Origin of the sequence: Petropleomorpha daqingensis, assembly GCF_013408985.1 — a bacterium.
In the GTDB taxonomy this organism is placed as follows: domain Bacteria; phylum Actinomycetota; class Actinomycetes; order Mycobacteriales; family Geodermatophilaceae; genus Petropleomorpha; species Petropleomorpha daqingensis.
This window is the reverse complement of sequence record NZ_JACBZT010000001.1, coordinates 4484960-4510014: the sequence shown is the minus strand read 5'-3', so window position 1 is coordinate 4510014 and position 25055 is coordinate 4484960. Positions and strand designations below refer to the sequence as shown.

Below are 25055 nucleotides of genomic sequence, written 5' to 3'. Positions count from 1 at the left end.
AAGCCGTATTCATCTTGGGCATAACGGTCCGACTGAGCGAGACCGTCCGCCCGATCGAGGACCTCGGCGAGCAGCCCGGCAGCCGGTTGCTGATCATGAACGGGTGCGCACGCTCGGGATCGAGGAAGAACTGCTCGTCGTCGACCCCGGAGGCCGGCCGGTGCCGCTGGGTCCCGAGGCGCTGGAGGTCGCCGCCCGGCGGGGGCAGGGGGAGACCGTCGAGGAGCACGACCGGGACGACGGCGCGGAGGGCGCGCACCTCGTCCCCGAGCTCAAGGCCCAGCAGGTCGAGCTCGGCACCCGGGTGTGCCGGACCCTCGACCAGGTCACCGGGGAGCTGCGCTCCTGGCGGGACCGCGCCGACGCGGCCGCCACCGCCGCCGGCGCCCGGGTCGCGGCGCTGGCCACCTCACCGGTCGCGGTCGAGCCGGTGCGGACCCCGGGGGAGCGGTACGACCGCATCCACGACACCTTCGCCCGCATCGCCGCCGAGCAGCTGACCTGCGGCTGCCACGTGCACGTCTCGGTCGACGACGACGAGGAGGGCGTCGCCGTCCTCAACCGGATCCGGGTCTGGCTGCCGGTGCTCACCGCGCTGACCGCCAACTCTCCGTTCTGGATGGGCACCGACACCGGCTACGCCAGCTACCGCTCGCAGTCCTGGAGCCGGTGGCCCTCGGCCGGGCCGAACGGGGTGTTCGCCGACGCAGCCGACTACCACCGGCTGATCGACGACGTCCTGGCGACCGGCACCGCCGTCGACACCGGGATGGTCTACTTCGACGCCCGCCTGTCGGCGAACTGGCCGACCGTCGAGGTGCGCGTCGCCGACGTCGCGCTGCGCGTGGAGGACGCCGTCACGCACGCCGGCCTGGTCCGCGGCCTGGTCGAGACCGCCGCCCGCGAATCCCGCGACGGCCGGCCCGTCCCCGACGTCCGCCCGGAGCTCGTGCGGCTGGCCGCCTGGCGGGCCGGCCGCTCGGGCCTGTCCGGCGAGCTGGTCGACCCGCGCACCGGCCGGCCCGCGCCCGCGGCCGAGGTGGTCGGCGGGCTGCTCGAGCACGTGCGCCCGGCGCTGGCCGACGCCGGTGACGAGCAGCGGGTCACCGAGGGCGTCACCGAGCTGCTGCGCCGCGGCACCGGCGCCGACCTGCAGCGCCAGGTGCACGAGCAGACCGGCGACCTGGCCGCCGTGGTGCGGGCCGCCGTCGCCGTCACGGCCGGGAACCCGGCGCCCTCGCCCGACCGTTAGCCTCCCGTCATGTACAAGGCCACCGCGCGCGACGTCGTCCGCCGCGACCTCTTCGGTCGGGCTCCCGATCCGCGCGACCGGCCGTACCGGTTCGTCATCCGCCTGGCGCTGATCGTCTTCGGGCTGTTCGGCTTCCGCTTCGACGTGCGCGGCTCCGAGCACGTGCCGGCCACCGGCGGCGCGATCATCTGCAGCAACCACGTCAGCTTCTTCGACTTCACCTTCCTCGGCCTGGGCGCGCTGCCGCGGCACCGGTTGGTGCGGTTCATGGCGAAGTCGGCGGTGTTCGGCCACTGGTTCGCCGGGCCGTTCATGCGCGCGATGCGGCACATCCCGGTCGACCGCAAGGCCGGCGCCGCGGCGTTCGAGTCCGCCGTCCGGGCGCTCAAGGACGGCGAGGTGGTCGGCGTCTTCCCCGAGGCGACGATCAGCCGCAGCTTCACCGTCAAGGAGCTCAAGGCCGGCGCGGCCCGCATGGCCATCGACGCCGGCGTCCCGGTGATCCCGGCCGCCGTCTGGGGCGGGCAGCGGATCGCCACCAAGGGCCACAAGGTGCAGTTCCGCCGCGGGGTGCCGGTCACCGTGATCCTCGGCGAGCCGCTGGTCGCCGAGCCGGGGGAGAAGGTGCAGTCGCTGCTGCGGCGCACCAGGGCCGCCATGGAAGAGCTGCTCGACCAGGCGCAGCGCAGCTACCCCGAGACCCCGGCCGGGCCGGACGACCGCTGGTGGCTGCCCGCGCACCTCGGCGGCACCGCCCCGAAGCCCGAGGACGTCGCCGCGCTGGACGCCGTCGACGCGGCCGGCAAGGGCGCGAACAGCCGCCGCCGCTGATCAGCGCGGGGTGGCCGTACCCGGGCGGAACGGCGCCCCGTGCCCCGGGATGACCAGGGACGCCAGCCCGAGCACCCGCTCGCGCTGCTGCTGCAGCAGCGCGCGGTCCGGGGCGTACGGGTCGTCGGCCGGCCCCTCCTCGGTCCACCACAGGTGGGTCAGCGCGACGACGTCCTCAGGCGTGCCGACGAGCGTCGTGATGTCCTGCGGCGTGTGCCCCGGCGTGGCCAGCAGCCGGATGCCCGGGCTGAGCTCGAACCCGTCGGCCGGGCGCAGGGTGAGCCGGTCGCCCTCGATCACCGACCGGAAGTCGTGCACCGGGACGACCGGGAACAGCGCGATGTTCACCGTGTGGTCGAGGTGGTGGTGGCTGACCACGACGTCGGTGACCTCCTCCGGCGCGATCCCGAGAGCGCGCAGGGGTCCGAGGATCAGCTCGCGGTCGGCGACCATGCCCGGATCGACCACGACCACCCGGTCGCCGTCGCGGACCAGGCTCACCGTCCCGGCCACGTGCGGCATGCGCGCGTAGCCCTCCACCAGGACGTCGATCCGGGCCGTGCGCGCGAGGTCGGTCACCGGGCGGACGGTAACGGGCCCACGTCGTCCAGCGACACCGGGTCGACGGCGATGCCCACCGGCGTGCGCACCCACCAGGCCCCGGTCTCGCGCTTCTCGGCCCGCGTGGTGAACCGGTAGCGGTACAGCCGCACCCGTACCCAGCGCGGCGGCGCGTCCGGCGGGAACGGCGAGCGGCGCAGCAGCCGCAGCGTGGCCCGGTCGCCTTCGAGCAGGCGCCGCAGGAAGACCGGCAGCCAGCGCCCGCCGTAGCCGGGGTCGATCCCGACGAACCACATCAGCCAGTCCAGCCGCAGGTGGTAGGGCGCGACCTGCGGCGGCCGCCGGTGCACGTTCCCGGGCTTGCCGCGGAACTCGTACTCCCGCCACACGGCGTCCGGCCCGGCGAGCAGGTCGTCGGTGCCCTCCACGACCACCTCGTACCGGATCCGGCTGACCGATCCGAACGCGCCGTAGGTGTTGACCAGGTGCAGCGGGTCGAAGCTGGCGTTCATCAGCTGCCGGCGGGAGACCAGGTTGCGCGCCGGCCGCCAGGACAGGCCCAGCAGCCCCGCCGCGACGACCGCGACCAGCGCGGTGAACCAGACCGGCGAGGCCAGGTCACGGGGCGGCGAGACGTGCAGGACCGCCGTCCACACCCGGCCGTCCACGACGGAGGTGGCCAGCACCAGGGTGAGCCAGTTCAGCCAGGAGAAGTTGCCGGACACGATCAGGTAGCCCTGGGTGACGATCACGACGGTGGCCGCGACCGTCGCGACCGGCTGCGGGGCCAGCAGACCCCACACGACGACGAGCTGGGTGGCGTGGTTGGCCAGCGTCTCGACGGTGTGCAGCCGCGGCGGCAGCAGGTGGAACCAGCGGCTGGCCGGGTTGGGCATCGGCTGGGTCTCGTGGTGGTAGCGCAGGCAGGTCAGATCCCGCCAGCAGCGGTCGCCGCGGAGCTTGATCAGCCCGGCGCCGAACTCCAGCCGGAACAGCAGCCAGCGCAGCAGCCAGAGCACGAGGGTCGGCGGGGCGACGCCGGCCGGCCCGAGGAAGATCGCCAGGAACCCGGCCTCGCACAGCAGGGTCTCCCAGCCGAAGCCGTACCAGGTCTGCCCGACGTTGACGATCGACAGGTACAGCGCCCACAGCAGCGCCCAGACGACCATCCAGGCCCACAACGGCAGCCGCTCGACCAGCCCGGCCAGCGCCGCCGCCGACAGCAGCAGCCCGGCCCAGCAGCAGCCGGCGAAGAACCGGTCGGAGTAGTGCAGACCGAACACGCTCGGCTTGCTGCGGAAGGGCACCCGGGCGGTGTAGCGGGGGATCGGCAGCATGCCGTGGCTGCCGAGCAGCGGGCGGAACTGGCGCAGCGCGACGAGGAAGGCCACGAGGTACACCAGCGCGAGGCCGCGGGTGAGCACCAGCCGGCTGGTCCAGGAGCCGGGGTCGGAGAGCCAGTCCACGGCCGCCTCCAGCGCTCAGTCGACGACCTCGGGGGCCATCAGCCGGAACGCCTCCAGCTCGACGTCGTACCACCGCACCATCCGGCCGAGGGGCTCCATACCCAGCCGCCGGCAGACCGCCATCGACGGCTCGTTGCCCGGGCGCACGACGGCGTAGACCTCGGGCAGGCCGGCCTCGAATCCGCGCTCGACGACGGCCCGGGCGGCCTCGGTCGCGTAGCCGTGCCCCCAGCTGTCCGGGTGCAGGTGCCAGCCGACCTCGACCTCACCGACCCCGTCGGGCAGCGGCTTGAACAGCACGGTGCCGGCGACGACACCGTCGTCCCGCTCGATCGCCCAGCAGCCGAAACGCTCGTCCTGCGCGTGGACCGCCGCCCAGCGGGCCGGCAGCTCGGCCGGCGGCACCTTGGGAGGCCCGCCGATCCAGCGGGTCACCTCGTCGCGGCCGTAGATGTCCGCGAGCCGGGCGACGTCGGACTCCGACGTGGTCCAGGCCCGCAGGCGCAGCCGCGCGGTGCGCAGCAACTCACCGGCCGGGGACGTCATCGAAAGGAAGCTACCGCCCGGTGGCGGGCCGGAAACCCCGGATCAGCGCAGCAGGTCGGCCGCCGACGCGGCCCGGGACGACGCCGCGGCCAGGTCGGCCGCCACCGGATCATGGGACCGTTCGGTCCACCACGCCTGCCCGCTCTCCGGCAGGGTCGCGATCGGGTCGTAGTAGGTGTAGCGCCGGTCCAGCGCCGCCTCGTCCTCGCGCTCGATGCCTGTGCGGTAGTTCTTCGTCCAGTAGCTGATGCCGCGCTCGCGGTCGTACTCGGCGACCTGGTGCACCCAGCGCTTGCCGACGTAGGGGACGTCGCACACGATCCGCGGCGTGGCGAACCCGGGCAGGTAACCCATGATGTCGTGCTGCAGGGTCTGCGCCTGGGCCAGCGACACCCGCCAGTGCTCGGCCGACGGGATCATGTCGCACATGTAGAAGTAGTAGGGCGTGATGCCCGCGCCGTCGAGCAGCGTGAAGCACAGGTCGAGCAGCTGGGTGGCCGAGGCGTTGACACCGCGCAGCAGCACGCCCTGGTTGCGCACGTCCCGCACACCGGCGGCCAGCATCGCCCGTGCCGCCTCGGCGACCAGCGGGGTCACCTGCTGGGCGGCGTTGACGTGGGTGTGCACGGCCAGGGAGACGCCGCGCTCGCGGGCTGTCGTCGCCAGCCGGGCCATGCCCTCGACGACGTCGTCCTGCAGCCAGTGCTGGGGCAGCCCCATGAGCGCCTTGGACGCCAGCCGGATGTCACGGATCGAGTCGATCTCCAGCAGGCCGGCGACGAACGCCTCGAGGTTCTTGAACGGCAGGTTGGCCACGTCACCGCCGGAGACGACGACGTCGCGCACGCCGGGCGTGGCGCGCAGGTACTCCAGCATCGCCGTCTGCCGGTCGACCGGCTTGAGCTCGAACTTCAGCTTCGGGACGGCGGGCGTCGAGTTGCCGACCAGGTCCATCCGCGTGCAGTGGCCGCAGTACTGCGGGCAGGTCGAGAGCAACTCGGCGAGCACCTTGGTGGGGTAGCGGTGGGTCAGCCCTTCGACGGCCCACATCTCGTGCTCGTGCAGCGAGTCGCGGGCGGCGTAGGGGTGGCTGGCGGCCGCGCCGGGCAGCCGGTCCGAGGCGACCGGGAGCATGTAGCGGCGCACCGGGTCGGCGAGCATGGCCGCGGTCGAGGGCACCTCGTGCGGCACCATCGTGTTGAGCATCTGCGGCGGGAGCAGCAGCGACATCGTCGCCCGGCCGGCCTGGTCGGCCTCGACGTCGGCGTAGAAGGACTCGTCGAGCAGGTCGCCGTACACGCCGCGCAGCTGGCGGACGTTCTTCACGCAGTGCGCGCGCTGCCACTGGGCGCTGCGCCACTCGGCCTCGGTCGCCTCGGCGAACCCGGGCAGGCGACGCCAGTCCGGCTCGACGAGAGGCCGGGCGGAGTACTCGTAGGGCTGCTCCAGCATGGGGGTGACTCTACGGGAGAATCTTCGGCGGATCAGCTCTTTCGCGATAGGTTCTCCACCATCGGAGCGACGAAGGGGAACAGTGTGACGGTGGGGACGGAGCGCGCGCTCGGCGCGCACCGGGTGCTGGAGCCGCGCGGCGTGCTGCCGCAGGCGGCGCTGCGACTGGACGCCGACCCGGCGATCGGCCCGGACGAGGTGCGGATCGCCGTGCAGCGGCTCAACCTCGACGCCGCCTCGTTCCGGCAGCTCACCGAGGCCTGCGGCGGGGACGGCGCCGCGGTGCGCTCCGCGGTCCTGTCCATCGTGCGCACCCGCGGCAAGATGCAGAACCCGGTCACCGGCTCCGGCGGCATGCTCATCGGCGTCGTCGACGCGGTGGGGGAGTCCTCCCCGCTGGGGCTCGCCGTGGGCGACCGGGTGGCCACCCTGGTCTCGCTCACCCTCACCCCGCTGCGGATCACCGACGACCTGGCCGGCTGGGACGGCCGCAGCGAGCAGGTGCCGGCCGAGGGGACGGCGATCCTGTTCGCCCGCTCCATCGCCGCGGTGCTGCCCGGCGACCTGCCCGACGCCGTCTCGCTCGCCGTGCTCGACGTGTGCGGCGCGCCCGCGGCCACGGCGCGGGTGGTGCAGCGCACCGGTGCGCGGTCGGTCGTCGTCCTCGGGGCGGCGGGCAAGTCCGGCTGCCTGAGCCTGGCCGCCGCCCGCGCCGCGGGCGCCACGACGCTGACCGGGCTGGTCCGCGACGACCGCGAGGCCGTCGCGCTGGCCGCCGCGGGCCTGGCCGACCGGGTCGTCGTCGCCGACGCCACCGATCCGCTGGCGGTCGCCGCGGCGGTGAGGGAGCCGGCCGAGGCGACGATCGTCTGCGTCGACGTGCCCGGCGCCGAGCACGGGGCCATCCTGGCGACGGCCGACGGGGGGACCGTGGTCTTCTTCTCCATGGCGACGTCGTTCGCGCAGGCGGCGCTCGGCGCGGAGGGGATGGCAGCGGACGTGACGATGCTGGTCGGCAACGGCTACACGCCGGGGCACGCGGCGATGGCGCTGGAGCTCTACCGGTCGAACGCCGGCGTGCGCGCCCTGATCGACCCGAGAGTGCACGCATGAGCCTGCTGCTCACCGACGTCACCGTCGGCGACCGGCCCGGCCGCGCGGTGTCCGTCGTCGACGGCCGGATCGCCTGGCTCGGCGACGCCCGCGAGGCACCCGCGGCCGACCGGGTGATCGCGGGGGAGGGGGCGCTGCTGACCCCCGCCTTCGTCGACGGGCACGTGCACGCGACGGCCACCGGGCTGGCGCTGTCCGGCCTCGACCTGCACTCCAGCTCGAGCCTGCGCGAGGCCGTCGCGGCCACCCGCGAGCACGCCGGACGGACGACCGGCATCGTGCTCGGCACCGGCTGGGACGAGACCGGCTGGCCGGAGGGCCGCGGCCTGACCCGCGAGGACCTCGACGCCGTCGTCGGGAACCGGCCGGCGTACCTGGCGCGGGTCGACGTGCACTCCGCGACCGTCTCCACGGCGCTGCTCGACCGCGTCCCGAGCCACCTGTCGGGGTTCTCGCCCGACGGGCGGCTGCGGCTGGACGCCCACCACGCCGCCCGGTCCGCCGCCTACGGCTCCGTCGGCCCCGACCAGCGGCGTGCCGCGCAGCGGGCCACCCTCGCCGCGGCCGCGGCGCTGGGCATCGGCAGCGTGCACGAGATGGCCGGCCCGGAGGTGTCCGGCGCCGAGGACCTGGCCGGTCTGCTGGAGCTGGCCGCCACTGAACCGGGCCCCGAGGTGGTCGGCTACTGGGGCGAGCTCGCCGAGCGCGGCGGCCTCAACCTGGTCCGCGAGCTGGGGCTGGCCGGCGCCGGGGGCGACCTGTTCTGCGACGGCGCCTTCGGCTCGCACACCGCCGCGCTGAGCGCGCCCTACACCGACCGGCCGGAGACCTCCGGCGCGCTGCGGTTCGAGACCGCGTCGGTGGTCGACCACGTGCGCGCCTGCACCGCGGCCGGGATCCAGGCCGGCTTCCACGTGATCGGCGACGCCGCCGTCCGGCAGGTGCTCGACGCCGTGGACGCGGTCGCCGCCGAGCTGGGGGAGGGCGCGGTGCGCGCCTGCCGGCACCGGCTGGAGCACGTCGAGCTGATCGACGAGGGCGGCATCGAGCGGATGCGCCGGCTGGGCATGGTGGCCAGCGTGCAGTCCGCGTTCGACGCCGCGTGGGGTGGCGCGCACGGCATGTACGCCGAGCGGCTGGGGCCAGAGCGCGCTGCCGCGACCAACCCGCTGGCCGATCTGTCCACCGCCGGGGTCGCGCTCGCCCTCGGCAGCGACGCCCCGGTGACCCCGCTCGATCCGTGGGGCGGTGTGCACGCCGCGGTGGACCACCACACGCCCGGCTCCGGCCTGCGGCCGTTCGACGCCTTCGACGCCGCCACCCACGGCGGCCGGTACGCCGCCCGCGCCGAGCACGACGCCGGCCCGCTGGCGGTCGGCGCCCCGGCGTCCCTGGCCCTGTGGGCGGCAGAAGTCGCGCTTTCCGCCGTCCTGGCCGAACGGCTGCGCCCGGCCTGCCGCCTCCTGCTCGTGAACGGAGAAGCGCTGTGAGCACACTCGAGCTCGACCCGACCCTCGTGGCCCGGGCGCGGGAGCTGGCCGCGCGCGCAGCGCAGCCGGTCGTCGACCTGGCCCGCCGGCACACGACGGTCTCCGTCGAGCGCGCCGTGCTGCGCCTGGCCGGGCTGACCGGCACCGACCCGGTGACGGGGGAGGGGCGGGTCGAGGACCGCGTGCCCTGGGTCAACCGGGTGGTCGACGCCGTCCGCGACCAGGTGGGGCTGGAGCAGGGCATCGCGCTGCCGGTCTGGCACGCGCTGACCTCGGGGACGGCGCCCTCGCTGCAGGCGCTTGCCGAGCAGGTCGGCGCCGGCACCGCCCGCTTCGAGATCCCGGCCGACCCCGAGCCGGCCCGCCTGGCCGCCCGCGACGCCGTCGCCGCCGGGCTGGCCCGCATCGACGCCAACCGCCGCCGCCGCGACGAGCTGGTCGCCACCCACGGCGACCCGCCGCGCCGTCCCTGGATCTACCTCATCGTGGCCACCGGTGACATCCACGAGGACATCCCGCAGGCCCAGGCCGCCGCGCGGGCCGGCGCCGACGTCATCGCCGTCATCCGCTCGACCGGGCAGTCGCTGCTGGACTACGTGCCGGAGGGGGCCACCCGCACCGGTTACGCCGGCACCTACGCCACCCAGGAGAACTTCCGGCTCATGCGGGCCGCCCTGGACGACGTCAGCGCCGAGGTGGGCCGCTACGTCCGGCTGACCAACTACGCCTCCGGGCTGTGCATGCCGGAGATCGCCGTCCTGGCCGGGCTGGAGCGGCTGGACATGATGCTCAACGACGCGATGTACGGGATCCTCTTCCGCGACATCAACCCGCGGCGCACCTTCGTCGACCAGCGGTTCTCCCGGATGGTGCACGCCCGCGCCGGGATCATCATCAACACCGGCGAGGACAACTACCTCACCACCGCCGACGCCGTCGACGAGGCCCACACCGTCACCGTCAGCCAGCTGCTCAACGAGACCCTGGCGCACGAGGCCGGCCTGGCCGACTGGCAGCTCGGGCTCGGGCACGCCTTCGAGATCAACCCCGACCTGAAGGAGAGCTTCCGGCTCGAGCTGGCGCACGCGATGCTGGCGCGCTCGCTGTTCCCCGACGCGCCGCTGAAGTGGATGCCGCCGACCAAGCACATGACCGGCGACGTGTTCCGCGGCTACCTGCTCGACGGGTTCTTCAACCTCGCCGGGGCGCTGACCGGCCAGGGCATCCTGCTGGTCGGGATGATGACCGAGGCCGTGGTCACCCCGTGGCTGTCCGACCGCGACCTGGCGCTGCGCAACGTCCGCTACGTGCTCGACGCCGCGGGCGGGCTCACCGAGGACTTCGCCCCGCCCAAGGGCGGGTTCATCGACCGCCGCGCCGACACGGTGCTGCGCGAGGCGGTCGACCTGCTCGGCCGGATCGCCGACCACCCCGAGGGGCTGATCCAGGCGATCGCCGACGGCACGTTCGGCATCACCAAGAGGCCGCCGGACGGCGGCAAGGGCCTTGCCGGCGTGGTCGAGCTGGCGGCCGGCGCATACAACCCGGCCCTGGAGCTGCTGGAGGCGGTCCATGCCTGACGGAACCGTGATCCGGCCCTACGGCGACACCACCGGGGATGGGATGGTGCAGACGTCGTTCACCCTCCCCGTCCCGCCAGGGCCCAAGGCGGACGGCGCCGCGCTGCAGCTGGCGGCCAAGATGGGCATCGAACCCGCGATGGTCGTGCACAGCCACGGCATCGGCGAGAACTACACGTTCTTCGTCGTCTACGGCTCGGTGAAGCACCTGGTCGACCTCGACGCGGTGCAGGTCGAGGAGCGCGCCTACCCGCTGCTGCCGGCGAGCGAGATCAACGGCGCGATCAAGGCCGGGCTGCACCGCAAGCTCGTCGTCCTCGGGGCCTGCATCGGCACCGACGCGCACACCGTCGGCATCGACGCGATCCTCAACCTCAAGGGCTTCGCGGGGGAGAAGGGCCTGGAGTACTACCGGGAGATGAGCGTGGCCAACCTGGGCGCGCAGGTCGCCGTCCCGGAGCTGGTCGCCCGGGCCCGCGCGGCGCGCGCCGACGCCGTCCTGGTCTCGCAGGTGGTCACCCAGAAGGACGCGCACCTGCGCAACACCCGCGAGCTGGCCGCCGCCTTCCGCGAGGCGATGGGGGAGTCGCGGCCGCTGCTGGTCGTCGGCGGTCCCCGGTTCGACCCGGCGATGGCGACCGAGCTCGGCGTCGACAAGGTCTTCGGCCGGGGGACGACGCCCGGCGAGGTCGCCAGCTACCTGGTGCACGCTCTGGTCCCTGAAGGAGAAGCCGCATGAGCGACCCGAACCTCGGGCTGACCGTCATCCACCGCCGGTACGTCCCGTACAGCCACGCGCACTACGGCGGGAACCTGGTCGACGGCGCCTACACGCTCGGCCTGTTCGGCGACGTCGCCACCGAGGTCGCGATCCGGATGGACGGCGACGAGGGCCTGCTCGCGGGCTACTCCGAGATCCGCTTCCTCGGGCCGGTGCGCGCCGGCGACGTGCTGGAGGCCGGCGCCGAGGTGGTGCGCATCGGCCGGCGCAGCCGCGAGCTGCGGCTCTGGGCGCAGGTCGTCGCGCGCGCCGAGCCCGAACGCGGCGCCTCGGCCGCCCGCGTCGTCGACCCGCCCGAGCGGGTGGTCGAAGCGGTCGCGACCGTGGTCGTGCCGACCGCCACGTAACGATCTGGTCACACTCCGACACGGAGTCCTCGCCCGTCGTCGGATCCGTCGGTGGAGTTCTTACAGTCGCTGCAGTTCCTCACCGGGAGCACGGTCCGTGCTTCCCCGGGAGCTGCCTGCCGGGAACCGCCGGCGTGGGCGGCGCCCGGGGCGGGCGGCCCGGCACCCGAGCGGAGCCACGCTCGACCGCATCACCAGACAACGGATCGCTCCGGTCGCCGCCAGCGGCCGGTCGTCCGGCCCGAAGGTGCGGCACCGCGTGTGGCGGCCGCCGGCGCGATCGGTGAGACCTGGGCACCCCGGGTGCACAGGTTGGGATGGGATGCTGGGGCAGGGCCGCTGCCGCGAGAGCCGCGGCCCGGCCCCCGGCCACCCGGTGCGGGGGAGAGGTGCACGCCCCGGCGGGTCCGGAGCGCGTCGTGCGCAGGAGGCTGTGCGTGCCCGCAGGAGCGAGCGTGCCCGCGGCCCCGCGCACCGAACGCCGATCCCCGGCCGAACCCGACACCCCGCGCCGCCGGCGCCGCTGGCCCTGGCGCACCGCGCTGGCGCTGCTCGGCGGCCTGGCCCTGCTGCTCGCCTTCCCCGGCTTCGACCGGCCCGCCCTCGCCCCGCTCGGCGTCGCCGCGCTCGCCCTCGCCGTCCGCGGCCGGCGCGCCCGCTCGGGGCTGTGGCTCGGGCTGGTCTTCGGCCTCGCCTTCTTCGTCCCCCTGCTGTCCTGGACCGGCGTGTACGTCGGGTCCTTCCCGTGGCTGGCGCTGGCCCTCTGGGAGGCGCTGCACCTCGCGCTGCTCGGCGCCGCCACCGCCGTCACCTCCCGGCTGCGCTGGTGGCCGCTGTGGACGGCGGCCCTGTGGGTCGCCGACGAGGCGCTGCGCGGGCGGCTGGTCCTCGGCGGCTTCCCGTGGGGGCGGCTCGGGCTCTCGCAGACCCGCGGGCCGCTGCTGTCGCTGGCCGCCTACGGCGGCGTGCCGCTGGTCAGCTTCGCCGTCGCCCTGACCGGCGCGCTGCTCGCCGCCGCGGCGCTCGCCCTGGCCCGGGCCTGGCGGTCGTCCTCCGACGCCGACGAGCGCCGCCCGGCGCTGCGCGGCGCGGCGCTCGCCGTGGCCGGCGTCCTGGTGGTGCCGCTGGTCGGCGGGCTGGCCTGGCTGCCCCTGCCCGGCTCCTCGCTCACCGACGGCGGCCCGACGAGGACCGTCGCGGTGGTCCAGGGCAACGTGCCGCGGGCGGGCCTCGAGTTCAACGCCCAGCGACGGGCCGTGCTGGACAACCACGTGCAGCAGACCATGCGGCTGGCCGCCGACGTCCGCAGCGGCAAGCAGGCGCAGCCGGATCTGGTCGTCTGGCCGGAGAACAGCTCCGACATCGACCCGTACCTCAACGACGACGCCAACGGAGAGATCAGCCGCGCCGCCCGGGCCGTCGGCGCCCCGATCCTGGTCGGCGCGATCGTCGAGGGGCCGGGCGACCACATCCGCAACACCGGGATCGTCTGGGACCCGGACACCGGGCCCGGCCAGACCTACGTCAAGCGCCACCCCGTGCCGCTGGCCGAGTACGTGCCGGCCCGCAGCTTCTTCCGGTTCTTCAGCAAGCAGGTCGACCTCGTCCGCCACGACCAGGTGGCGGGGGACCGGGTCGGCACGCTCGACATCGGCGGCGCGCGGGTCGGCGACGTCATCTGCTTCGAGGTCGTCTACGACTCGCTGGTCCAGGACGTGGTCGACGCCGGCGCCGGGATGATCGTCGTCCAGACCAACAACGCCACCTTCGGGTTCACCGACGAGAGCGCGCAGCAGCTCGCGATGAGCCGGCTGCGGGCGGTCGAGTTCGGCCGCACCGTCGTCATCGCCGCCACCAGCGGCATCTCCGCCGTCGTGGCGCCGGACGGCTCGGTCGTCCGCTCCTCGTCGCTGTTCACGCCCGCGACGTTCGTCGAGGACATCGCCCAGCGGCACTCCACCACGGTGGCGCAGCGGCTGGGCGCCGTCCCGGAGTGGGTGCTGACCGCGGTCGGGGTCGCCGCGCTCGTCGGCTGCCTGCCCCCGGTGCGCCGGCGGCTGCCCCGGCGGATCGGCGGCACGCGGTGAGCGGCGTGCTGGTGGTCATCCCGACCTACAACGAGATCGAGAACCTCGAGCGGATCGTCGAGCGGCTGCTGGCCGCCGTCCCGGCCGCGCACGCCCTCGTCGTCGACGACGCCTCGCCCGACGGCACCGGCGAGCTGGCCGACAAGCTCGCCGCGCGCGAGCCCCGGGTGCACGTGCTGCACCGCACGCACAAGGAGGGCCTCGGGCCGGCCTACGTCGCCGGGTTCGGCTGGGCGCGGTCGCGCGGCTTCGACGTGCTGGTCGAGATGGACGCCGACGGCTCGCACGACCCCGCGCAGCTGCCGGACCTGCTCGCCGCGCTGGAGCGGGGCGCCGACCTGGCGCTGGGCTCCCGCTACGTGCCCGGCGGCCGGGTGGTCGACTGGCCGCTGCACCGGCTTCTGCTCTCGCGCGCCGGCAACACCTACGTGCGCTGGGCACTGCGGCTGCCGCTGCGCGACGCGACCGGCGGCTACCGGGCGGTGCGCGCCGCGCTGGTCGACCGGCTGCCGTTCGAGGACGTCGCCAGCCACGGCTACTGCTTCCAGGTCGACTGGGCCTGGCGGGCGGTCCGCTCGGGCGCCCGGGTGGTCGAGGTGCCGATCACCTTCGCCGAGCGGACCCTGGGCAGGAGCAAGATGAGCGGTTCGATCGTTAGGGAAGCGTTGGTACGGGTCACCGAATGGGGCCTGCGCGACCGGCTGGCCGATCGGCTGCCCGGGCGCGTGCGCCGTCCCGTACCCGGACGCACCCGGATCGGCGGGTAGGAGAGGCAGGACGCCGTGGGACGACGGCTGAGGATCGTGCTGGGGCTGCTCGCCCTGGCCGAACTGATCGTCTTCGTGCTGGTCGCGAGCTGGATCGGGGTCGGGTGGACGATCCTGGCCATGCTGGGCACCAGCGCGCTCGGCGCGCTGCTGCTCGGCCGGCAGGGCACGAAGGCGCTGGGGGAGCTGCGTGACCGCGCCCGCACCCGCCGCCCGGCCGGCCGCGAGCTGGGCAACGCCGGGCTGGTCGCCATCGGCGGCCTGCTCATGCTGCTGCCGGGCTTCCTCACCGACCTGATCGGCCTGCTCTGCCTGCTCCCGGGCACCCGGGACCTCGTGCGGGCGCTGCTGCTGCGCACCGTGTACTCGCGGCTGCCCGACCGGATGCGCGGCCCCGTGCACGTGCGCAGCGCGCGCGTCGAGGAGGTCACCGTCGACGGCGTGGACGTGCAGGAGGTCTGGCGACCCGGCCCGCGTCCGACGTCCTCGGAGCCGAAGGTCATCGAGGGCGAGGTCGCGCCCGGCTCTTCTCCACGATCATGACGTTCGGGGCGGGACGCGCCGTCGTCGAACGGCGTGTTCCTCCCCGAACGTCATGATCACCGCGGTGGAAAGCCGCGGACGCAGAACGGCCCCGGCGGGAATCCCGCCGGGGCCGTGTCGTGCGTGGGGTCAGCTGGCCTGGGTGCGCCGGCCGCGCAGCACCTCGAGGCGCTCGGCCAGGACCTCCTCGAGGTCCTCGACCGACCGGCGCTCGAGCAGCATGTCCCAGTGGGTGCGCGGGGGCTTGACCTTCTTGGGGGTGGGCTCGGCGCCGCCGACCAGCTTGGCCGCGGAGCCGTCGAACTTGCACTCCCAGGTGTCGGGAACTTCGGCGTCGTCAGCAAAGGGCACCGTGAACAGGTGGCCCGACGGGCAGCGGTACTCCGCGTACTGCCGTTCGATCGGCGCCGTGTTCCGCTCGGTCTCGTAGCTGACGCTGCCCAAGCGGCTGCCGCGCAGCGAACGCTCCGCCATGGCACACCGTCCTCTCAGTGGTGCTGGTTCGGTCCTGGTCTCGACGCCCTGCAGGCGGGTGCTACCCACCATTCGGGCGATTCAAGGGGACCAACGACAGAAGTGGCGAAGAGATTCCGCCGAAGTTGGTTCCCCATCATCTCATGGAGTGGTATGGCGCACGTCGGCACCCCCTGACGAGTGACACGGAAGGGGGAGACGCGCAGTTCACCGCGGCGTGTCGGGGCTAGGGGAGGGCCAGCTGTCCCGGACCGGCCGCGGTCGGTCCGAGCTCGCCCCGGACGTAGTGCCGCCGGCACAGCACCTGGTACCGCACCTCCGGGGCCGCCGAACCCGCGCCCGGCGGCGGTGGGGGAGCGGTGTCGGCGACGACCACGGTCGCCCCCTCGCGGACCATCACGCCGCCGACCACCCGCGCGTTGAGCCGGGCCGGCAGCCCGCACCAGCAGAGCACCTGCACCTGCACCCGCTCGACGGTGTCGGCCACCTCCAGCAGCCGCTGCGTGCCGGGGAACAGCCGCGCGCGGAAGTCGGTGGTCAGGCCGAAGGCGTAGACGTCGACGTGCGACTCGTCGACGAGCTCGGCGAGCTGGTCGACCTGGCCCGGTTCGAGGAACTGCGCCTCGTCGACGATCAGGTAGTCCACCCGGTGCCCGCCGGCCCACCGCTCGCGGACCAGCAGCCGCAGGTCGGTGCCGGCGTCGACCTCCAGGGCGTCCTGCGACAGGCCGACCCGGGAGCTGATCCGCGGCGCGCCGGAGCGGTCGCCCTGGGTCAGCAGCAGCCCGTGCCGGCCCTGGCGGCTCTGGTTGTGGTCGACCTGCAGCGCGAGCGTGGACTTGCCGCAGTCCATCGGGCCGTGGAAGAAGACCAGGTGCGCCGGGGCGGGGAAGCGCCGCCGGTCACCGGCCGCCGGGACCGACGTCGGGACGTCGTCCTCGGGTCCCCGCTCCGTCACAGGCGCTCCGGGGGCACGTTGCCGGCCTGCTCGATCGCCCGGCGCATCGGCAGGCGGAGGAACAGCAGGCCGCCGACCACGAAGAAGAACACCAGGCTGAAGATCGCGTACCGGTAGGAGTCGGTCAGCTGGAAGGTCAGCGCGAACAGGAACGGACCCAGCCAGCTGGTGCCCCGGTCGCTGATCTCGTAGAAGCCGAAGTACTCCGCCTCGCGCCCGGGGGGGATCAGCTGGCTGAACAGCGATCGGGTCAGCGCCTGCGTGCCGCCGAGGACGACGCCGATCACGGTGGCCAGGAGGTAGAACTGCAGTGCCGCCCCGGCCTGCACGAAGTAGGCGCCGACCAGTACCAGGGTCCAGACGACGAGCGCACCCAGGACGGTCCGCTTTGCCCCGACCGCCTGCGCGATCCGGCCGAGGGCCACCGCACCGACGAAGGCGACGAGCTGGACCAGCAGGATGGTCGAGACCAGCGTGGTCTGCGACAGCCGCAGCTCCTCCTTGCCGTACTGGGCGGAGACGTTGATGACCGTCTGCACGCCGTCGTTGAACAGCAGGTAGGCACCGAGGAACCACAGCGTCAGCGGGTACCGGCGCAGGTCGCGCAGGGTGGCGCCCAGCTGCCGGAAGCTGCCGCGGACGGTGCGCCCCCGCCCGCCGGCGACCACCGCGCGGGGCGGCCGGTCGCGCAGCAGGGAGACGGTGAGGACGGTGAACCCGCCCCACCAGATGCCGGCCGAGGCCAGGCAGATCCGGACGGCGTCGCCCTCGCTCACGCCGAGGGAGTCGTGGCCGATGAACAGCCCGAGGTTCAGCGCGAGCAGCAGCGCCCCGCCGAGGTAGCCGAACGCCCAGCCGCGGCTGGAGATCTTGTCCCGCTCGTCGGGCGAGGCCAGATCGGGCAGCCACGAGTTGTAGACGACGATCGAGGCGCCGAACGCCAGGTTGGCCACCACGAACAGGCCCGCGCCGAGCAGGTAGCGCTGCCCGGCGACGAAGTACATCGCCAGCGTGCACAGCGAGCCGAGGAAGGCCAGGCCGGCCAGCAGCCGGCGCTTGTGCGCGACGCGGTCGGCGATCGCCCCGGTGACCGGCAGCACGAACACCTGCAGCACGACCGACACCGAGACCACGTAGCCGAAGAAGCTGCCCGGCGGGACGCTGATGCCCAGCGGGTGGATCCGCCCGGAGGCGTCCGCGGCGTCCTCCGCGATCGAGGTCAGGTACGGGGCCAGGAAGACCGTGACGACCGTGGTGCTGAAGACCGAGTTGGCCCAGTCGTAGGAGTACCAGCCGAACCGCTCGCGCTTGAGCGCGCGGTCGACGACGGCGGGGCCGGCCGGCGGGGCCTCGGTGCTCACGGGCGCAGGTTCCCAGGTGGGCGGGGTCCGGTCCAGCACCGGCACCCGATCACGGGATGTCGTCCGGGACGACGCCGCCCGGGAAGGCCGCCGCTCCGGAGGTGGGCCTCGTGGGGTCGACGAACCGCGGCGCGTGGAGTTCCCCGGCCCGCAACGGCACCAGGCCGCGGGTGATCGCCGCGGCGATCCGCATGCGGGCGCGGTGGGCGTCGCCGACCTTGCCGCCGCGCAGGTCCTCCAGGTAGACCGGCGGGCCGACGTGCACCTTGAAGGTGGGACGGCGGACGACCGCGCGCAGCACCGTGCGCAGCTTGCCCCAGTCGTTGCCGTACTGGAGCACCTCGTGGGCGCCCCACTGGCTGACCGGCAGCACCGGGACCCCGACGCCGAGGGCCAGCCGCGCCAGGCCGGTGCGGCCGCGCTCGGGCCAGAAGTCCGGCGCGAGGCCGACGCGACCCTCGGGGTAGGCGATCACGTGCCCGCCGTGCACCAGCGCCACCTCGGTGACCCGGACGGCGTGCCGGGCGACCTCGGTGCCGCGCTCCACCCGGATGCCGCCGGTGCGCTCCAGCAGGGCGCCGGCGACCGGTGCGGCGAGGATGCCGCCGGTGGCCATGATCCGCGGCACCAGGCCGAGCTTGTGCAGGGCGACGGCGACGACGAACGGGTCGAAGTCGCCGATGTGGTTGGCGGCCAGCAGCAGCGGGCCGCGCCGGAGCTCCTCGGGGATGCTCCCGCTGACCTCGACCCGGCCGAAGATGCTGACCAGCCAGGAGAACCGGCGCAGCATGAACCGCCAGAACCACCACGGTGGCGCCGCGGCGATGGCCAGCTCGCGGGCGAACCACTCGGGATCGTCGGGCTTGACGACCGCCTGGAGGTGGTCGGGCAGGGGCGGCGTGCGCGGCCGCCAGTCGCGCAGGCTCACCCGGTCACCCATTGCCCGCGCTTCTCCAGCACCTCGCGCAGCATGGCGGGCCGGTCGGTCATGATGCCGTCCACCCCGAGGTCGAGCAGCGTGTCGACCTCCTGCTCGGTGTCGACGGTCCACACGTGCACCTGCAGTCCGCGGTCGTGGGCGGCCGTGACGAAACGTTCGTCGACCAGGGCCCGGCCGCCCAGCTGCAGCGGCACCTGCGCGCACCCGGCGTGCATGCGGACCAGCCCGGCCGCGCGCGGCGAGTACGACGACAACCGCAGCGCGGCCACCCCACGGGGCCCCAGCGAGGTGCACATGGCCGGTCCGAACAGCCGCCGGGCGGCGGCGATGCGCGCGTCGGAGAAGGAGGCCAGGCACAGCCGGTCGGCCACCTTCATCCGGCGCACGAGGCGGACCAGCGGGGCGAGCACGCCGGCGGCCTTGATGTCGAGGTTGAACCGGACGTCGGGCCAGGCGTCGAGCAGGTCCTCCAGGCGCACCAGGGGCTCCCGGCCGCCGATGCGCGCCTCGGCGACCTCCGCCCACGACAGCTGCTCGATGCGGCCCGTGCGGTCGGTGGTGCGTTCCAGGCCCGGGTCGTGGAAGGCCACCAGGACGCCGTCCGCCGTCGCCCGGACGTCGGTCTCCAGGTACCGGTAGCCGAGGGCCACGCACGCCTCGAACGCCGGCATGCTGTTCTCGAGGTGCTCGATCGCCCCGCCGCGGTGCGCCATCGCCAGCGGGGTCGGCCCGTCGAGGAAGGCGAAGCGCGCGGCGGGCACGTGACCACGCTAGTTGGCCCCCCTCACCTGCTGCGGACCGCCTCCGGCGCGCCGGACCGCGGCGGCCATCCGCTCGACGATCGCGGTCAGGACCGGCCGGGGAGTGCCGAAGTTGAGCCGCACGTGCCCGGTTCCCGGATCGCCGCACTCGCGGCCGTCGACCAGCGCGACCCCGGCCTCGTCGAGGAAGAACGCGCCGGGGGAGTCGCCCAGGCCGAGCTTCCGGCAGTCCAGCCAGGCCAGGTAGGTGCCCTCCGGCGGGCGGTAGCCGATCTCGGGGAGGTGCTCGGCGAGCAGGTCGGCCAGCCTCCGGCGGTTGCCGTCCAGGTAGCGCAGCACGTCGGCCAGCCACGCCTCGCCCTCGGCGAAGGCGGCGGTGTTGGCCAGGACGCCGAGCGTCGACGCGCCGTGCACGTACAGGTAGCCGCGCTCGGCCCACAGCGCGGCGTCGTCCTCGTTGGAGAACAGCAGCTGCGCGGCCTTGAGGCCGGGCAGGTTGAACGCCTTGGACGCCGACGTGGCGGTGATCGTGTGCCCGGCCGTGACCGGGGACAGCGACGCGTACGGCCGGTGCACCGCGCCGGGGTGCACGAGCGGGGCGTGGATCTCGTCGGCGAACACCCGGACGCCGGCCCGCTCGACGACGTCGGCCAGGGCCAGCTGCTCCTCGGCGGTGAACACCCGGCCGAGCGGGTTGTGCGGGTTGACGTGCACCAGCAGCCGCCCGCCGGCGGCGAAGGCCCGCTCGAGGGCGTCCAGGTCGTAGGTCGGCCGGCCCTCGTCGTCCTCGGTGAACGGGACCGCCAGCAGCGGGCGGCCGAGCATGGCCGGCAGCGTCACGAACGGCATGTAGGCCGGGGTCGGCAGCACGATCGGGCTGCCCGGGGGCGTGTAGTGCTCGATCACCGCCTGCAGGGCCGCCAGGACGTCGGCGACCGGGCTGATCCGGGCCGGCGGCACCGTCCAGCCGTAGCGGCGCTGCTGCCAGCCGGCGCAGGCCTCCGCCAGCTCGGCCGACAGCTGCTCGGTCAGGTAGCCGAACCGGTTGCCGTCGACCGCCGCGTGCAGCGCCCGCGTGACCGCCGGCGCGGTGCCGAAGTCCATCTCCGCGACGAAGGCGCCCAGGGCCGGGCCGTAGCGGGTCCACTTGAGGCTGCCCGCCGACCGCAGGGCCTCCTCGGACAGCAGGTCGAAGGACGGCGCGGCGTCGTCCGGTGCCGGATCGGTCATGGTGTGCCCCCTGTGCCGGAGGAATGCGGACTGTCCTGGCCTGTGGCGTGTCCGCTGGGATTGTGGCCGGTGCCGTGTCTAGCGTGCGCACCGTGGCACAGCAGCAGCAGTCGGCCGGGACGACCGAGGAGGCCCCGCGCCCGCTGACCGAGCGGCATCGGGAGAGCGCCGAGCAGCGGCGCTGCGGCTGGTGCCGGCGCGTGCTGCCCCAGCAGGGCTCCGTCGGGCGACCGCGGATGTACTGCGGTCAGGCCTGTCGTCAGCGGGCCTACGAGCAGCGGACGGCGACGAGCAAGGCCGGTCTGTCCGGCGACGTCGTCCTGGTGACCCGCTCGGAGCTCGACGGGCTGCAGGACCGGCTGTACCAGCTGCGCTGCGCCCTCGAGGATGTCCAGACACTGCTGACCGAGAAGCCGACGAAGGCCGAGCTGGAACAGTCCCTGGCCGACCTGCTGCGCTCGACGGGTCGGCTCGACCGCCTCTGGGTCACCGAGCGCGCCGGCTGAGGATTCCGTCAGCCGTTGCCACCGCCGTTCTCGGTGTTGGTGGAGCTCGTCTCGCGGCCCCCGTTGTCCTCCACGGTGTTGTCCGCTGACTGCGTCGGCGTCGTCGACGCGGTGTCCTTCGGTGTGCCGGTGTTCCCACTCGTCGGATCGCCGCAGCCGGCCAACGCCGCACCACCGCCGAACAGCGTCAGCGTGACGAACAGGCCGGCGAGCGGACGTCGGATCTGCATGCACCGACCGTGCCCGGTGCCGTCCCGGCGAAACGGGACGACGCAGATGCGCATCGGTGCATCCGCTGACACCACGGCACTTCCGTCACTGTGACGTAAGCAGGGAGGTGTCAGCGGATGGGGAGTAAGGGGGCGCGGCGTCCGGTCAGGCCCTGGCGGACGACGGAGCCGTCGAGCGATGTCGGCGATCACGCCGGTCGGCCGAGTTGATCATGACAGGGGAGTTGATCATGGCTTGCCGGCTCGGGCGGGCGGGGCGATCGACGCCGGAACGGCAGCGCTGCGGGGCCGTCGTGGCCGGTCGTCGTGTCAGCGCGCGGACGGGTCGGCCGATGTCCGGGCGGGCGACAGCGGCGCGAACGACTCAGTCGGCTCGACAGAGCCGGCTTTGGCGCCCGGGGACGAAGTGGCCGGTCGAACGCCTGTCCACCCCCTCTCCAGCTCGATTCCTTCCTCCGATAAGACACGTTATGACAAGTCATCCGGAGAGACCCCCCGCCTGCCCCAGGTTTCCGCCGCCTCCGCCGCCGAGCAGCCTGGTGCCGATGCTGCAACTCGTGACGGCGATGCCGGCGCCCGCGCGGTCGCCGCGAGGCCGGCGATCTCAGCGACCTCGCCCGCGCTTCCGGCGCCTCGCCCGGACCGTGAAGCCGATGAAGCGGGTGAACCGCGGGCGATCAACTGCCGGACACACGTCCCCCGACCCGGCAGCCGACACCCCGATTCGTCACAGTGACGCATCCCCGTCGGCACAGCGGCTCGGCACCGGTCGCTGATCTGCCCGTCCCGCTCGTCCCCCGACCCGGCGACCGTCACCATGATTCGTCACAGTGACGCATCGCCGTCCGGCGCCGGGCTCAGTGCCAGTCGCTGATCGTCACGTCCCGCGGCGCGGGTGCGCCCTTGCCGGTCTCGACGAGCGACTTCAGGCTCAGCAGGAAGCCGGCCCACTTGGTGCTGCAGTGGTGCATGAACTCCACCTGCTCGCGCCAGCCCCGGTGGGCGAACAGCGCGATCGTGTAGTCGCCGTCCTGGCGCAGGTCGAACTCGACGGTCGTCCCGATCCACTCGGCCGGGCCGTCGACCACCCGCCACGCCACCCGCTCACGCGGCCGCAGCTCGAGCACCTCCATGTCGAAGCCGCCGACCGGCGGGAAGCGGAACTGGAGGACGTCGCCCACGTCGCCACTGCCCTGGACGTCGTCGGTCCACCACCCGGCGAGGCCGTCGACGGTCGTCAACGCCTCGTAGACCGCGTCCGGCGTCGGGGTCTCGGTCCCGATCCGGTGCAGGATGTCGGCCATTTCGTCACACCCCTCTCTGGATCGCCTCGGCGATCCGCTTGATCCGCTGCAGCCGGGCGTCCCACGCGGCTCCGACCGAGGTCAACTGCGCCACCGCCCGCTCGAGCTGGGCCTCGTCCACCCGGTAGCGACGCTCGCGGCCCGCGGGCGTCGCCCGGACCAGGCCGACGCGGTCGAGGACGCCCAGGTGCTTGGCGACCGCCTGACGGGTCACCGGCATCTGCTGGCTCAGCGTGGTCGCCGTGCCGTCGCCGCCGGCGAGCAGCAGGTCGAGCATGCGGCGCCGGGTCGGATCGCCGATCGCAGACCACAGGTCGTCGTCGACGGCCTCGGCCACCGCGCTGGTCATTGCCGCGCCTCCAGCTTCTCGGCGTAGGGCGCGAGGCGCGGCAGGAAGAAGTCCCAGCCCTGGACGTGCTCGTTGTACTGCTGCTCCAGGACGGCGGCCTCCCAGCCCATCTCGCGGAAGCCGGTCTCGGTCATCCGGAGCACGGTTCCCTCTCCCGAGGGCGCGAGGCTGAAGGTCACCAGCAACGAGTTGCCCTCGCGCGCCTCCTGCCCGGCCGGGTGCGTCCAGCGGAACGAGAACAGGTGCGGCGGCCGCACATCGACGACCGTGAACGACGCGGCTCCCCCACCGTCGTCCGGGTCGCCGAAGACGACCTCCCCCGTCGCTCCCGGCGTGACGTCGTAGCGGGCGTCGTCCGGCCACCACTGCTTGACGTGCTCCGGACTGCTCACCACGTCGAAGACGATCTCCGGCGACGCCTCGACGAAGATCTCCCGCTCGATACTCGCGAACTCCACGATCACCCTCCTGCAACCATCGGTTGCATAAGAGCTTAGGCCGGGGATCCCGCAAACGCAACTATCGGTTGCGCATGAGTGTCAGCCGAAGTCGACGGTGGCCGCCTCGACGACCTGAGCGGTGCGCCCGGGCGCGGCCTGCTCCTGCCAGTACAGGTTGGTGTGCGCGATGACCTTGTCCGGCGGCGGCGCACCCCAGGTCGACAGGTCCTCGGTGGTGTGCGCGTCGCCGACGAGCGTGACGTCGTAGCCGCGGGTGAAGGCGCCGTGGATGGTCGACCGGATGCACTGGTCGGTCTGGGCGCCGGTCACCACCAGCCGGCCGATCCCGGCCCGCGCCAGCACGTCCTCCAGGTCGGTGCCCTCGAAGGAGTCACCGAACGTCTTGTGCACCAGCGGCTCGGAGTCCTCGCGGCTGAGCTCCGGCACGTACTGCCAGGCGTCGCTGCCCTGCTGCAGGCCGTCGTCGGAGTGCTGCACCCACACGACCGGGACGGCGCTCTCCCGTGCCCGGTCGACCAGCGAGCGGATCTTCGCGACGACGGCGTCGCGCTCGTGCGCCTCGGCGACGACACCCTGCTGGACGTCGATCACGAGCAGTGCGGTGTTCGGGCGGTCGGGCAGCGTGCTCACGGCATCTCCTCAGCCAGGCGGACGGGCGCGGTCACGGTAAGCCGTGGCACCGACGGAAAAGACACCCCCGTCACCGGGAGGGTGGATCGTCGTCCACCCGGGTGAACGTGGCCAGCGACCCCTTCTCCGAGAAGGCGGCCCACAGGTTCAGCGAGACCATGCCGACGAGGAAGACGCACCAGACGACGAGGAAGGCCTTGCCCCCGCCGCTGCCCGAGGACCCGAACTCGACGATCCCGAAGACCAGCATCGCGGCCCCGACGACCGCGGTGAAGACCGCGACGGGCTTGCTGGGCTTGTACCGCATCCTGCTCACCCGAGGATCGTCGCTCACGAACCGCGGACGCGCAGGTCAGCGGGCGGTCGTCGCCACCCGCAGGCCCAGCCCGACGAGCACCGTGCCGCTGATCGCCTCGACGCGGGCGCGGATGCGCGGGCGGCGGAACCAGGCCCCGGCCCGGGCCACGCCGGCCGCCAGCGCCAGGTACAGCCCGGTCTCCAGGGTGATCTGCAGCAGCCCGAGCAGCGCCGTCGTGGTGAACACCGGTCCGTCGGCCGGGACGAACGCCGGGTAGAACGCGATCATGAAGACGGCGGCCTTCGGGTTGGCCAGCTGGACGACGACGCCCTCGGCGAACGAGCCCCACCAGCGGCGCCCGGTGACCGGTACCTCCGCGGCGGGCTCCCCCGCTCCTCCGCTGCGCCGCTCCCGCCAGGCCGTCCGCAGCGCCTTGAGGCCGAGGTAGAGCAGCACCGCCGCACCGACCACCCGCAGCACCAGGTAGGCGACCTCGGAGGCCGCCACGAGGGTGGCGAACCCCGCCCCGGCGAACAGCGCCCAGACGTAGAGCCCCAGCTCCAGACCCAGCACGGTGGGCACCGCGCCGCCCCACCCGCGCAGCGCCGCCCGCCGGAAGATCAGCGCCATCGCCGGCCCGGGCGAGGCCGAGATGAGCAGCACCGCCAGCACGAAGGCCGGCAGCGAGGCGAGGACGTCCACCACCCGATCGTCGCAGGCCCCGGTCCGAGAAGTCG

Annotated in this window: 28 protein-coding genes; 11 read left to right on the top strand and 17 right to left on the bottom strand. The window is 73.9% G+C overall.

Annotated elements, in window-relative coordinates; all coding sequences use genetic code 11:
- Window positions 1–103: 103 nt before the first annotated feature.
- On the top strand, window positions 104–1252 hold the full coding sequence (locus tag GGQ55_RS22270) for a carboxylate-amine ligase (protein WP_179720520.1): 1149 nt from the start codon (window positions 104–106) through the stop codon (window positions 1250–1252).
- Window positions 1253–1261: 9 nt separating this feature from the next.
- Entirely contained in the window at window positions 1262–2083 is an 822-nt protein-coding gene (locus tag GGQ55_RS22265; RefSeq protein ID WP_179720518.1) for a lysophospholipid acyltransferase family protein, read from the top strand.
- On the opposite strand, the gene GGQ55_RS22260 is transcribed toward GGQ55_RS22265, so the two are convergent.
- From GGQ55_RS22260 to GGQ55_RS22245, 4 genes are read right to left on the bottom strand one after another with little or no spacing between them, the layout of a single operon-like run.
- Entirely contained in the window at window positions 2084–2662 is a 579-nt protein-coding gene (locus GGQ55_RS22260; protein WP_366490002.1) for an MBL fold metallo-hydrolase, read from the bottom strand. It lies immediately after the preceding gene.
- Window positions 2659–4110 (bottom strand): lipase maturation factor family protein, encoded by a 1452-nt coding sequence (locus tag GGQ55_RS22255; protein WP_179720516.1) that lies wholly within the window; start codon window positions 4108–4110, stop codon window positions 2659–2661. The genes GGQ55_RS22260 and GGQ55_RS22255 overlap by 4 nt, the downstream gene beginning before the upstream one ends.
- Window positions 4111–4125: 15 nt before the next feature.
- Window positions 4126–4656 (bottom strand): GNAT family N-acetyltransferase, encoded by a 531-nt coding sequence (locus tag GGQ55_RS22250; RefSeq protein WP_179720514.1) that lies wholly within the window; start codon window positions 4654–4656, stop codon window positions 4126–4128.
- A gap of 42 nt (window positions 4657–4698) precedes the next feature.
- Complete coding sequence (locus GGQ55_RS22245; RefSeq protein WP_179720512.1) at window positions 4699–6108, bottom strand: KamA family radical SAM protein; 1410 nt, start codon at window positions 6106–6108, stop codon at window positions 4699–4701.
- A gap of 84 nt (window positions 6109–6192) precedes the next feature.
- Between GGQ55_RS22245 and kdd the strand changes: the two genes are divergently transcribed.
- The 8 genes from kdd to GGQ55_RS22205 all read left to right on the top strand — a co-directional run bounded on the left by kdd (window position 6193) and on the right by GGQ55_RS22205 (window position 14816).
- Window positions 6193–7221: an L-erythro-3,5-diaminohexanoate dehydrogenase gene (gene kdd / locus GGQ55_RS22240; RefSeq protein ID WP_366489999.1), complete on the top strand. Its 1029-nt coding sequence runs from the start codon at window positions 6193–6195 to the stop codon at window positions 7219–7221.
- Entirely contained in the window at window positions 7218–8711 is a 1494-nt protein-coding gene (locus GGQ55_RS22235) for an amidohydrolase (protein ID WP_179720510.1), read from the top strand. The genes kdd and GGQ55_RS22235 overlap by 4 nt, the downstream gene beginning before the upstream one ends.
- Complete coding sequence (kamD, locus tag GGQ55_RS22230; RefSeq protein ID WP_179720508.1) at window positions 8708–10291, top strand: lysine 5,6-aminomutase subunit alpha; 1584 nt, start codon at window positions 8708–8710, stop codon at window positions 10289–10291. Before GGQ55_RS22235 ends, kamD begins: the two co-directional genes overlap by 4 nt.
- A complete protein-coding gene (gene kamE / locus GGQ55_RS22225) occupies window positions 10284–11030 on the top strand; it encodes a lysine 5,6-aminomutase subunit beta (protein WP_179720506.1) in 747 nt (248 codons plus the stop codon). Before kamD ends, kamE begins: the two co-directional genes overlap by 8 nt.
- Window positions 11027–11419 (top strand): 3-aminobutyryl-CoA ammonia lyase, encoded by a 393-nt coding sequence (gene kal, locus GGQ55_RS22220; protein WP_179720504.1) that lies wholly within the window; start codon window positions 11027–11029, stop codon window positions 11417–11419. The genes kamE and kal overlap by 4 nt, the downstream gene beginning before the upstream one ends.
- A gap of 437 nt (window positions 11420–11856) precedes the next feature.
- Window positions 11857–13506, top strand: coding sequence for an apolipoprotein N-acyltransferase (gene lnt, locus GGQ55_RS22215; RefSeq protein WP_366489996.1), 1650 nt, complete (start codon window positions 11857–11859; stop codon window positions 13504–13506).
- A 5-nt stretch (window positions 13507–13511) separates the two neighbouring features.
- The gene (locus GGQ55_RS22210; protein ID WP_366489994.1) at window positions 13512–14273 is read left to right on the top strand and encodes a polyprenol monophosphomannose synthase; all 762 of its coding nucleotides are present in this window, start codon (window positions 13512–13514) and stop codon (window positions 14271–14273) included.
- A 15-nt stretch (window positions 14274–14288) separates the two neighbouring features.
- The gene (locus GGQ55_RS22205; protein ID WP_179720498.1) at window positions 14289–14816 is read left to right on the top strand and encodes an FxsA family protein; all 528 of its coding nucleotides are present in this window, start codon (window positions 14289–14291) and stop codon (window positions 14814–14816) included.
- 129 nt (window positions 14817–14945) lie between these two features.
- Here the strand turns inward: GGQ55_RS22205 and GGQ55_RS22200 are convergent, their stop codons facing one another.
- The 6 genes from GGQ55_RS22200 to GGQ55_RS22175 form a co-directional block, all read right to left on the bottom strand.
- Complete coding sequence (locus GGQ55_RS22200; RefSeq protein WP_179720496.1) at window positions 14946–15290, bottom strand: RNA polymerase-binding protein RbpA; 345 nt, start codon at window positions 15288–15290, stop codon at window positions 14946–14948.
- 226 nt (window positions 15291–15516) lie between these two features.
- On the bottom strand, window positions 15517–16248 hold the full coding sequence (locus GGQ55_RS22195; RefSeq protein ID WP_179720494.1) for a thymidine kinase: 732 nt from the start codon (window positions 16246–16248) through the stop codon (window positions 15517–15519).
- A complete protein-coding gene (locus GGQ55_RS22190; protein WP_179720492.1) occupies window positions 16245–17609 on the bottom strand; it encodes an MFS transporter in 1365 nt (454 codons plus the stop codon). The genes GGQ55_RS22195 and GGQ55_RS22190 overlap by 4 nt, the downstream gene beginning before the upstream one ends.
- Window positions 17610–17658: 49 nt before the next feature.
- A complete protein-coding gene (locus tag GGQ55_RS22185; protein ID WP_179720489.1) occupies window positions 17659–18549 on the bottom strand; it encodes a lysophospholipid acyltransferase family protein in 891 nt (296 codons plus the stop codon).
- Window positions 18534–19310 (bottom strand): glycerophosphodiester phosphodiesterase family protein, encoded by a 777-nt coding sequence (locus GGQ55_RS22180; protein ID WP_366489991.1) that lies wholly within the window; start codon window positions 19308–19310, stop codon window positions 18534–18536. The genes GGQ55_RS22185 and GGQ55_RS22180 overlap by 16 nt, the downstream gene beginning before the upstream one ends.
- A gap of 9 nt (window positions 19311–19319) precedes the next feature.
- Window positions 19320–20540 carry a MalY/PatB family protein gene (locus GGQ55_RS22175; RefSeq protein WP_179720487.1) on the bottom strand — a complete coding sequence of 407 codons (1221 nt, stop codon included), beginning with the start codon at window positions 20538–20540 and terminating at the stop codon, window positions 19320–19322.
- Window positions 20541–20632: 92 nt separating this feature from the next.
- Here GGQ55_RS22175 and GGQ55_RS22170 point away from each other — a divergent pair, with 92 nt between their 5' ends.
- Window positions 20633–21046 carry a hypothetical protein gene (locus GGQ55_RS22170; protein ID WP_246323852.1) on the top strand — a complete coding sequence of 138 codons (414 nt, stop codon included), beginning with the start codon at window positions 20633–20635 and terminating at the stop codon, window positions 21044–21046.
- 8 nt (window positions 21047–21054) lie between these two features.
- On the opposite strand, the gene GGQ55_RS22165 is transcribed toward GGQ55_RS22170, so the two are convergent.
- The 7 genes from GGQ55_RS22165 to GGQ55_RS22135 form a co-directional block, all read right to left on the bottom strand.
- Window positions 21055–21276 (bottom strand): hypothetical protein, encoded by a 222-nt coding sequence (locus GGQ55_RS22165; protein WP_179720485.1) that lies wholly within the window; start codon window positions 21274–21276, stop codon window positions 21055–21057.
- An 857-nt stretch (window positions 21277–22133) separates the two neighbouring features.
- A complete protein-coding gene (locus GGQ55_RS22160) occupies window positions 22134–22580 on the bottom strand; it encodes an SRPBCC family protein (protein ID WP_179720483.1) in 447 nt (148 codons plus the stop codon).
- A gap of 4 nt (window positions 22581–22584) precedes the next feature.
- On the bottom strand, window positions 22585–22929 hold the full coding sequence (locus GGQ55_RS22155; protein WP_179720481.1) for an ArsR/SmtB family transcription factor: 345 nt from the start codon (window positions 22927–22929) through the stop codon (window positions 22585–22587).
- On the bottom strand, window positions 22926–23387 hold the full coding sequence (locus GGQ55_RS22150) for an SRPBCC family protein (RefSeq protein ID WP_179720479.1): 462 nt from the start codon (window positions 23385–23387) through the stop codon (window positions 22926–22928). The genes GGQ55_RS22155 and GGQ55_RS22150 overlap by 4 nt, the downstream gene beginning before the upstream one ends.
- Before the next feature lie 81 nt (window positions 23388–23468).
- Window positions 23469–24020 carry a cysteine hydrolase family protein gene (locus tag GGQ55_RS22145; protein WP_179720477.1) on the bottom strand — a complete coding sequence of 184 codons (552 nt, stop codon included), beginning with the start codon at window positions 24018–24020 and terminating at the stop codon, window positions 23469–23471.
- 70 nt (window positions 24021–24090) lie between these two features.
- A complete protein-coding gene (locus GGQ55_RS22140; protein ID WP_179720475.1) occupies window positions 24091–24336 on the bottom strand; it encodes a hypothetical protein in 246 nt (81 codons plus the stop codon).
- A gap of 36 nt (window positions 24337–24372) precedes the next feature.
- Entirely contained in the window at window positions 24373–25020 is a 648-nt protein-coding gene (locus GGQ55_RS22135; protein WP_179720473.1) for a LysE family translocator, read from the bottom strand.
- Window positions 25021–25055: the final 35 nt, after the last annotated feature.

Coding starts and splice junctions, on each gene's coding strand:
- GGQ55_RS22175 (WP_179720487.1), bottom strand. CDS start 20,540: ATGACCGATCCGGCACCGGACGACGCCGCGCCGTCCTTCGACCTGCTG.
- GGQ55_RS22160 (WP_179720483.1), bottom strand. CDS start 22,580: ATGGCCGACATCCTGCACCGGATCGGGACCGAGACCCCGACGCCGGAC.
- GGQ55_RS22235 (WP_179720510.1), top strand. CDS start 7,218: ATGAGCCTGCTGCTCACCGACGTCACCGTCGGCGACCGGCCCGGCCGC.
- GGQ55_RS22265 (WP_179720518.1), top strand. CDS start 1,262: ATGTACAAGGCCACCGCGCGCGACGTCGTCCGCCGCGACCTCTTCGGT.
- GGQ55_RS22245 (WP_179720512.1), bottom strand. CDS start 6,108: ATGCTGGAGCAGCCCTACGAGTACTCCGCCCGGCCTCTCGTCGAGCCG.
- GGQ55_RS22155 (WP_179720481.1), bottom strand. CDS start 22,929: ATGACCAGCGCGGTGGCCGAGGCCGTCGACGACGACCTGTGGTCTGCG.
- GGQ55_RS22200 (WP_179720496.1), bottom strand. CDS start 15,290: ATGGCGGAGCGTTCGCTGCGCGGCAGCCGCTTGGGCAGCGTCAGCTAC.
- GGQ55_RS22250 (WP_179720514.1), bottom strand. CDS start 4,656: ATGACGTCCCCGGCCGGTGAGTTGCTGCGCACCGCGCGGCTGCGCCTG.
- GGQ55_RS22185 (WP_179720489.1), bottom strand. CDS start 18,549: ATGGGTGACCGGGTGAGCCTGCGCGACTGGCGGCCGCGCACGCCGCCC.
- kal (WP_179720504.1), top strand. CDS start 11,027: ATGAGCGACCCGAACCTCGGGCTGACCGTCATCCACCGCCGGTACGTC.
- kamE (WP_179720506.1), top strand. CDS start 10,284: ATGCCTGACGGAACCGTGATCCGGCCCTACGGCGACACCACCGGGGAT.
- GGQ55_RS22165 (WP_179720485.1), bottom strand. CDS start 21,276: ATGCAGATCCGACGTCCGCTCGCCGGCCTGTTCGTCACGCTGACGCTG.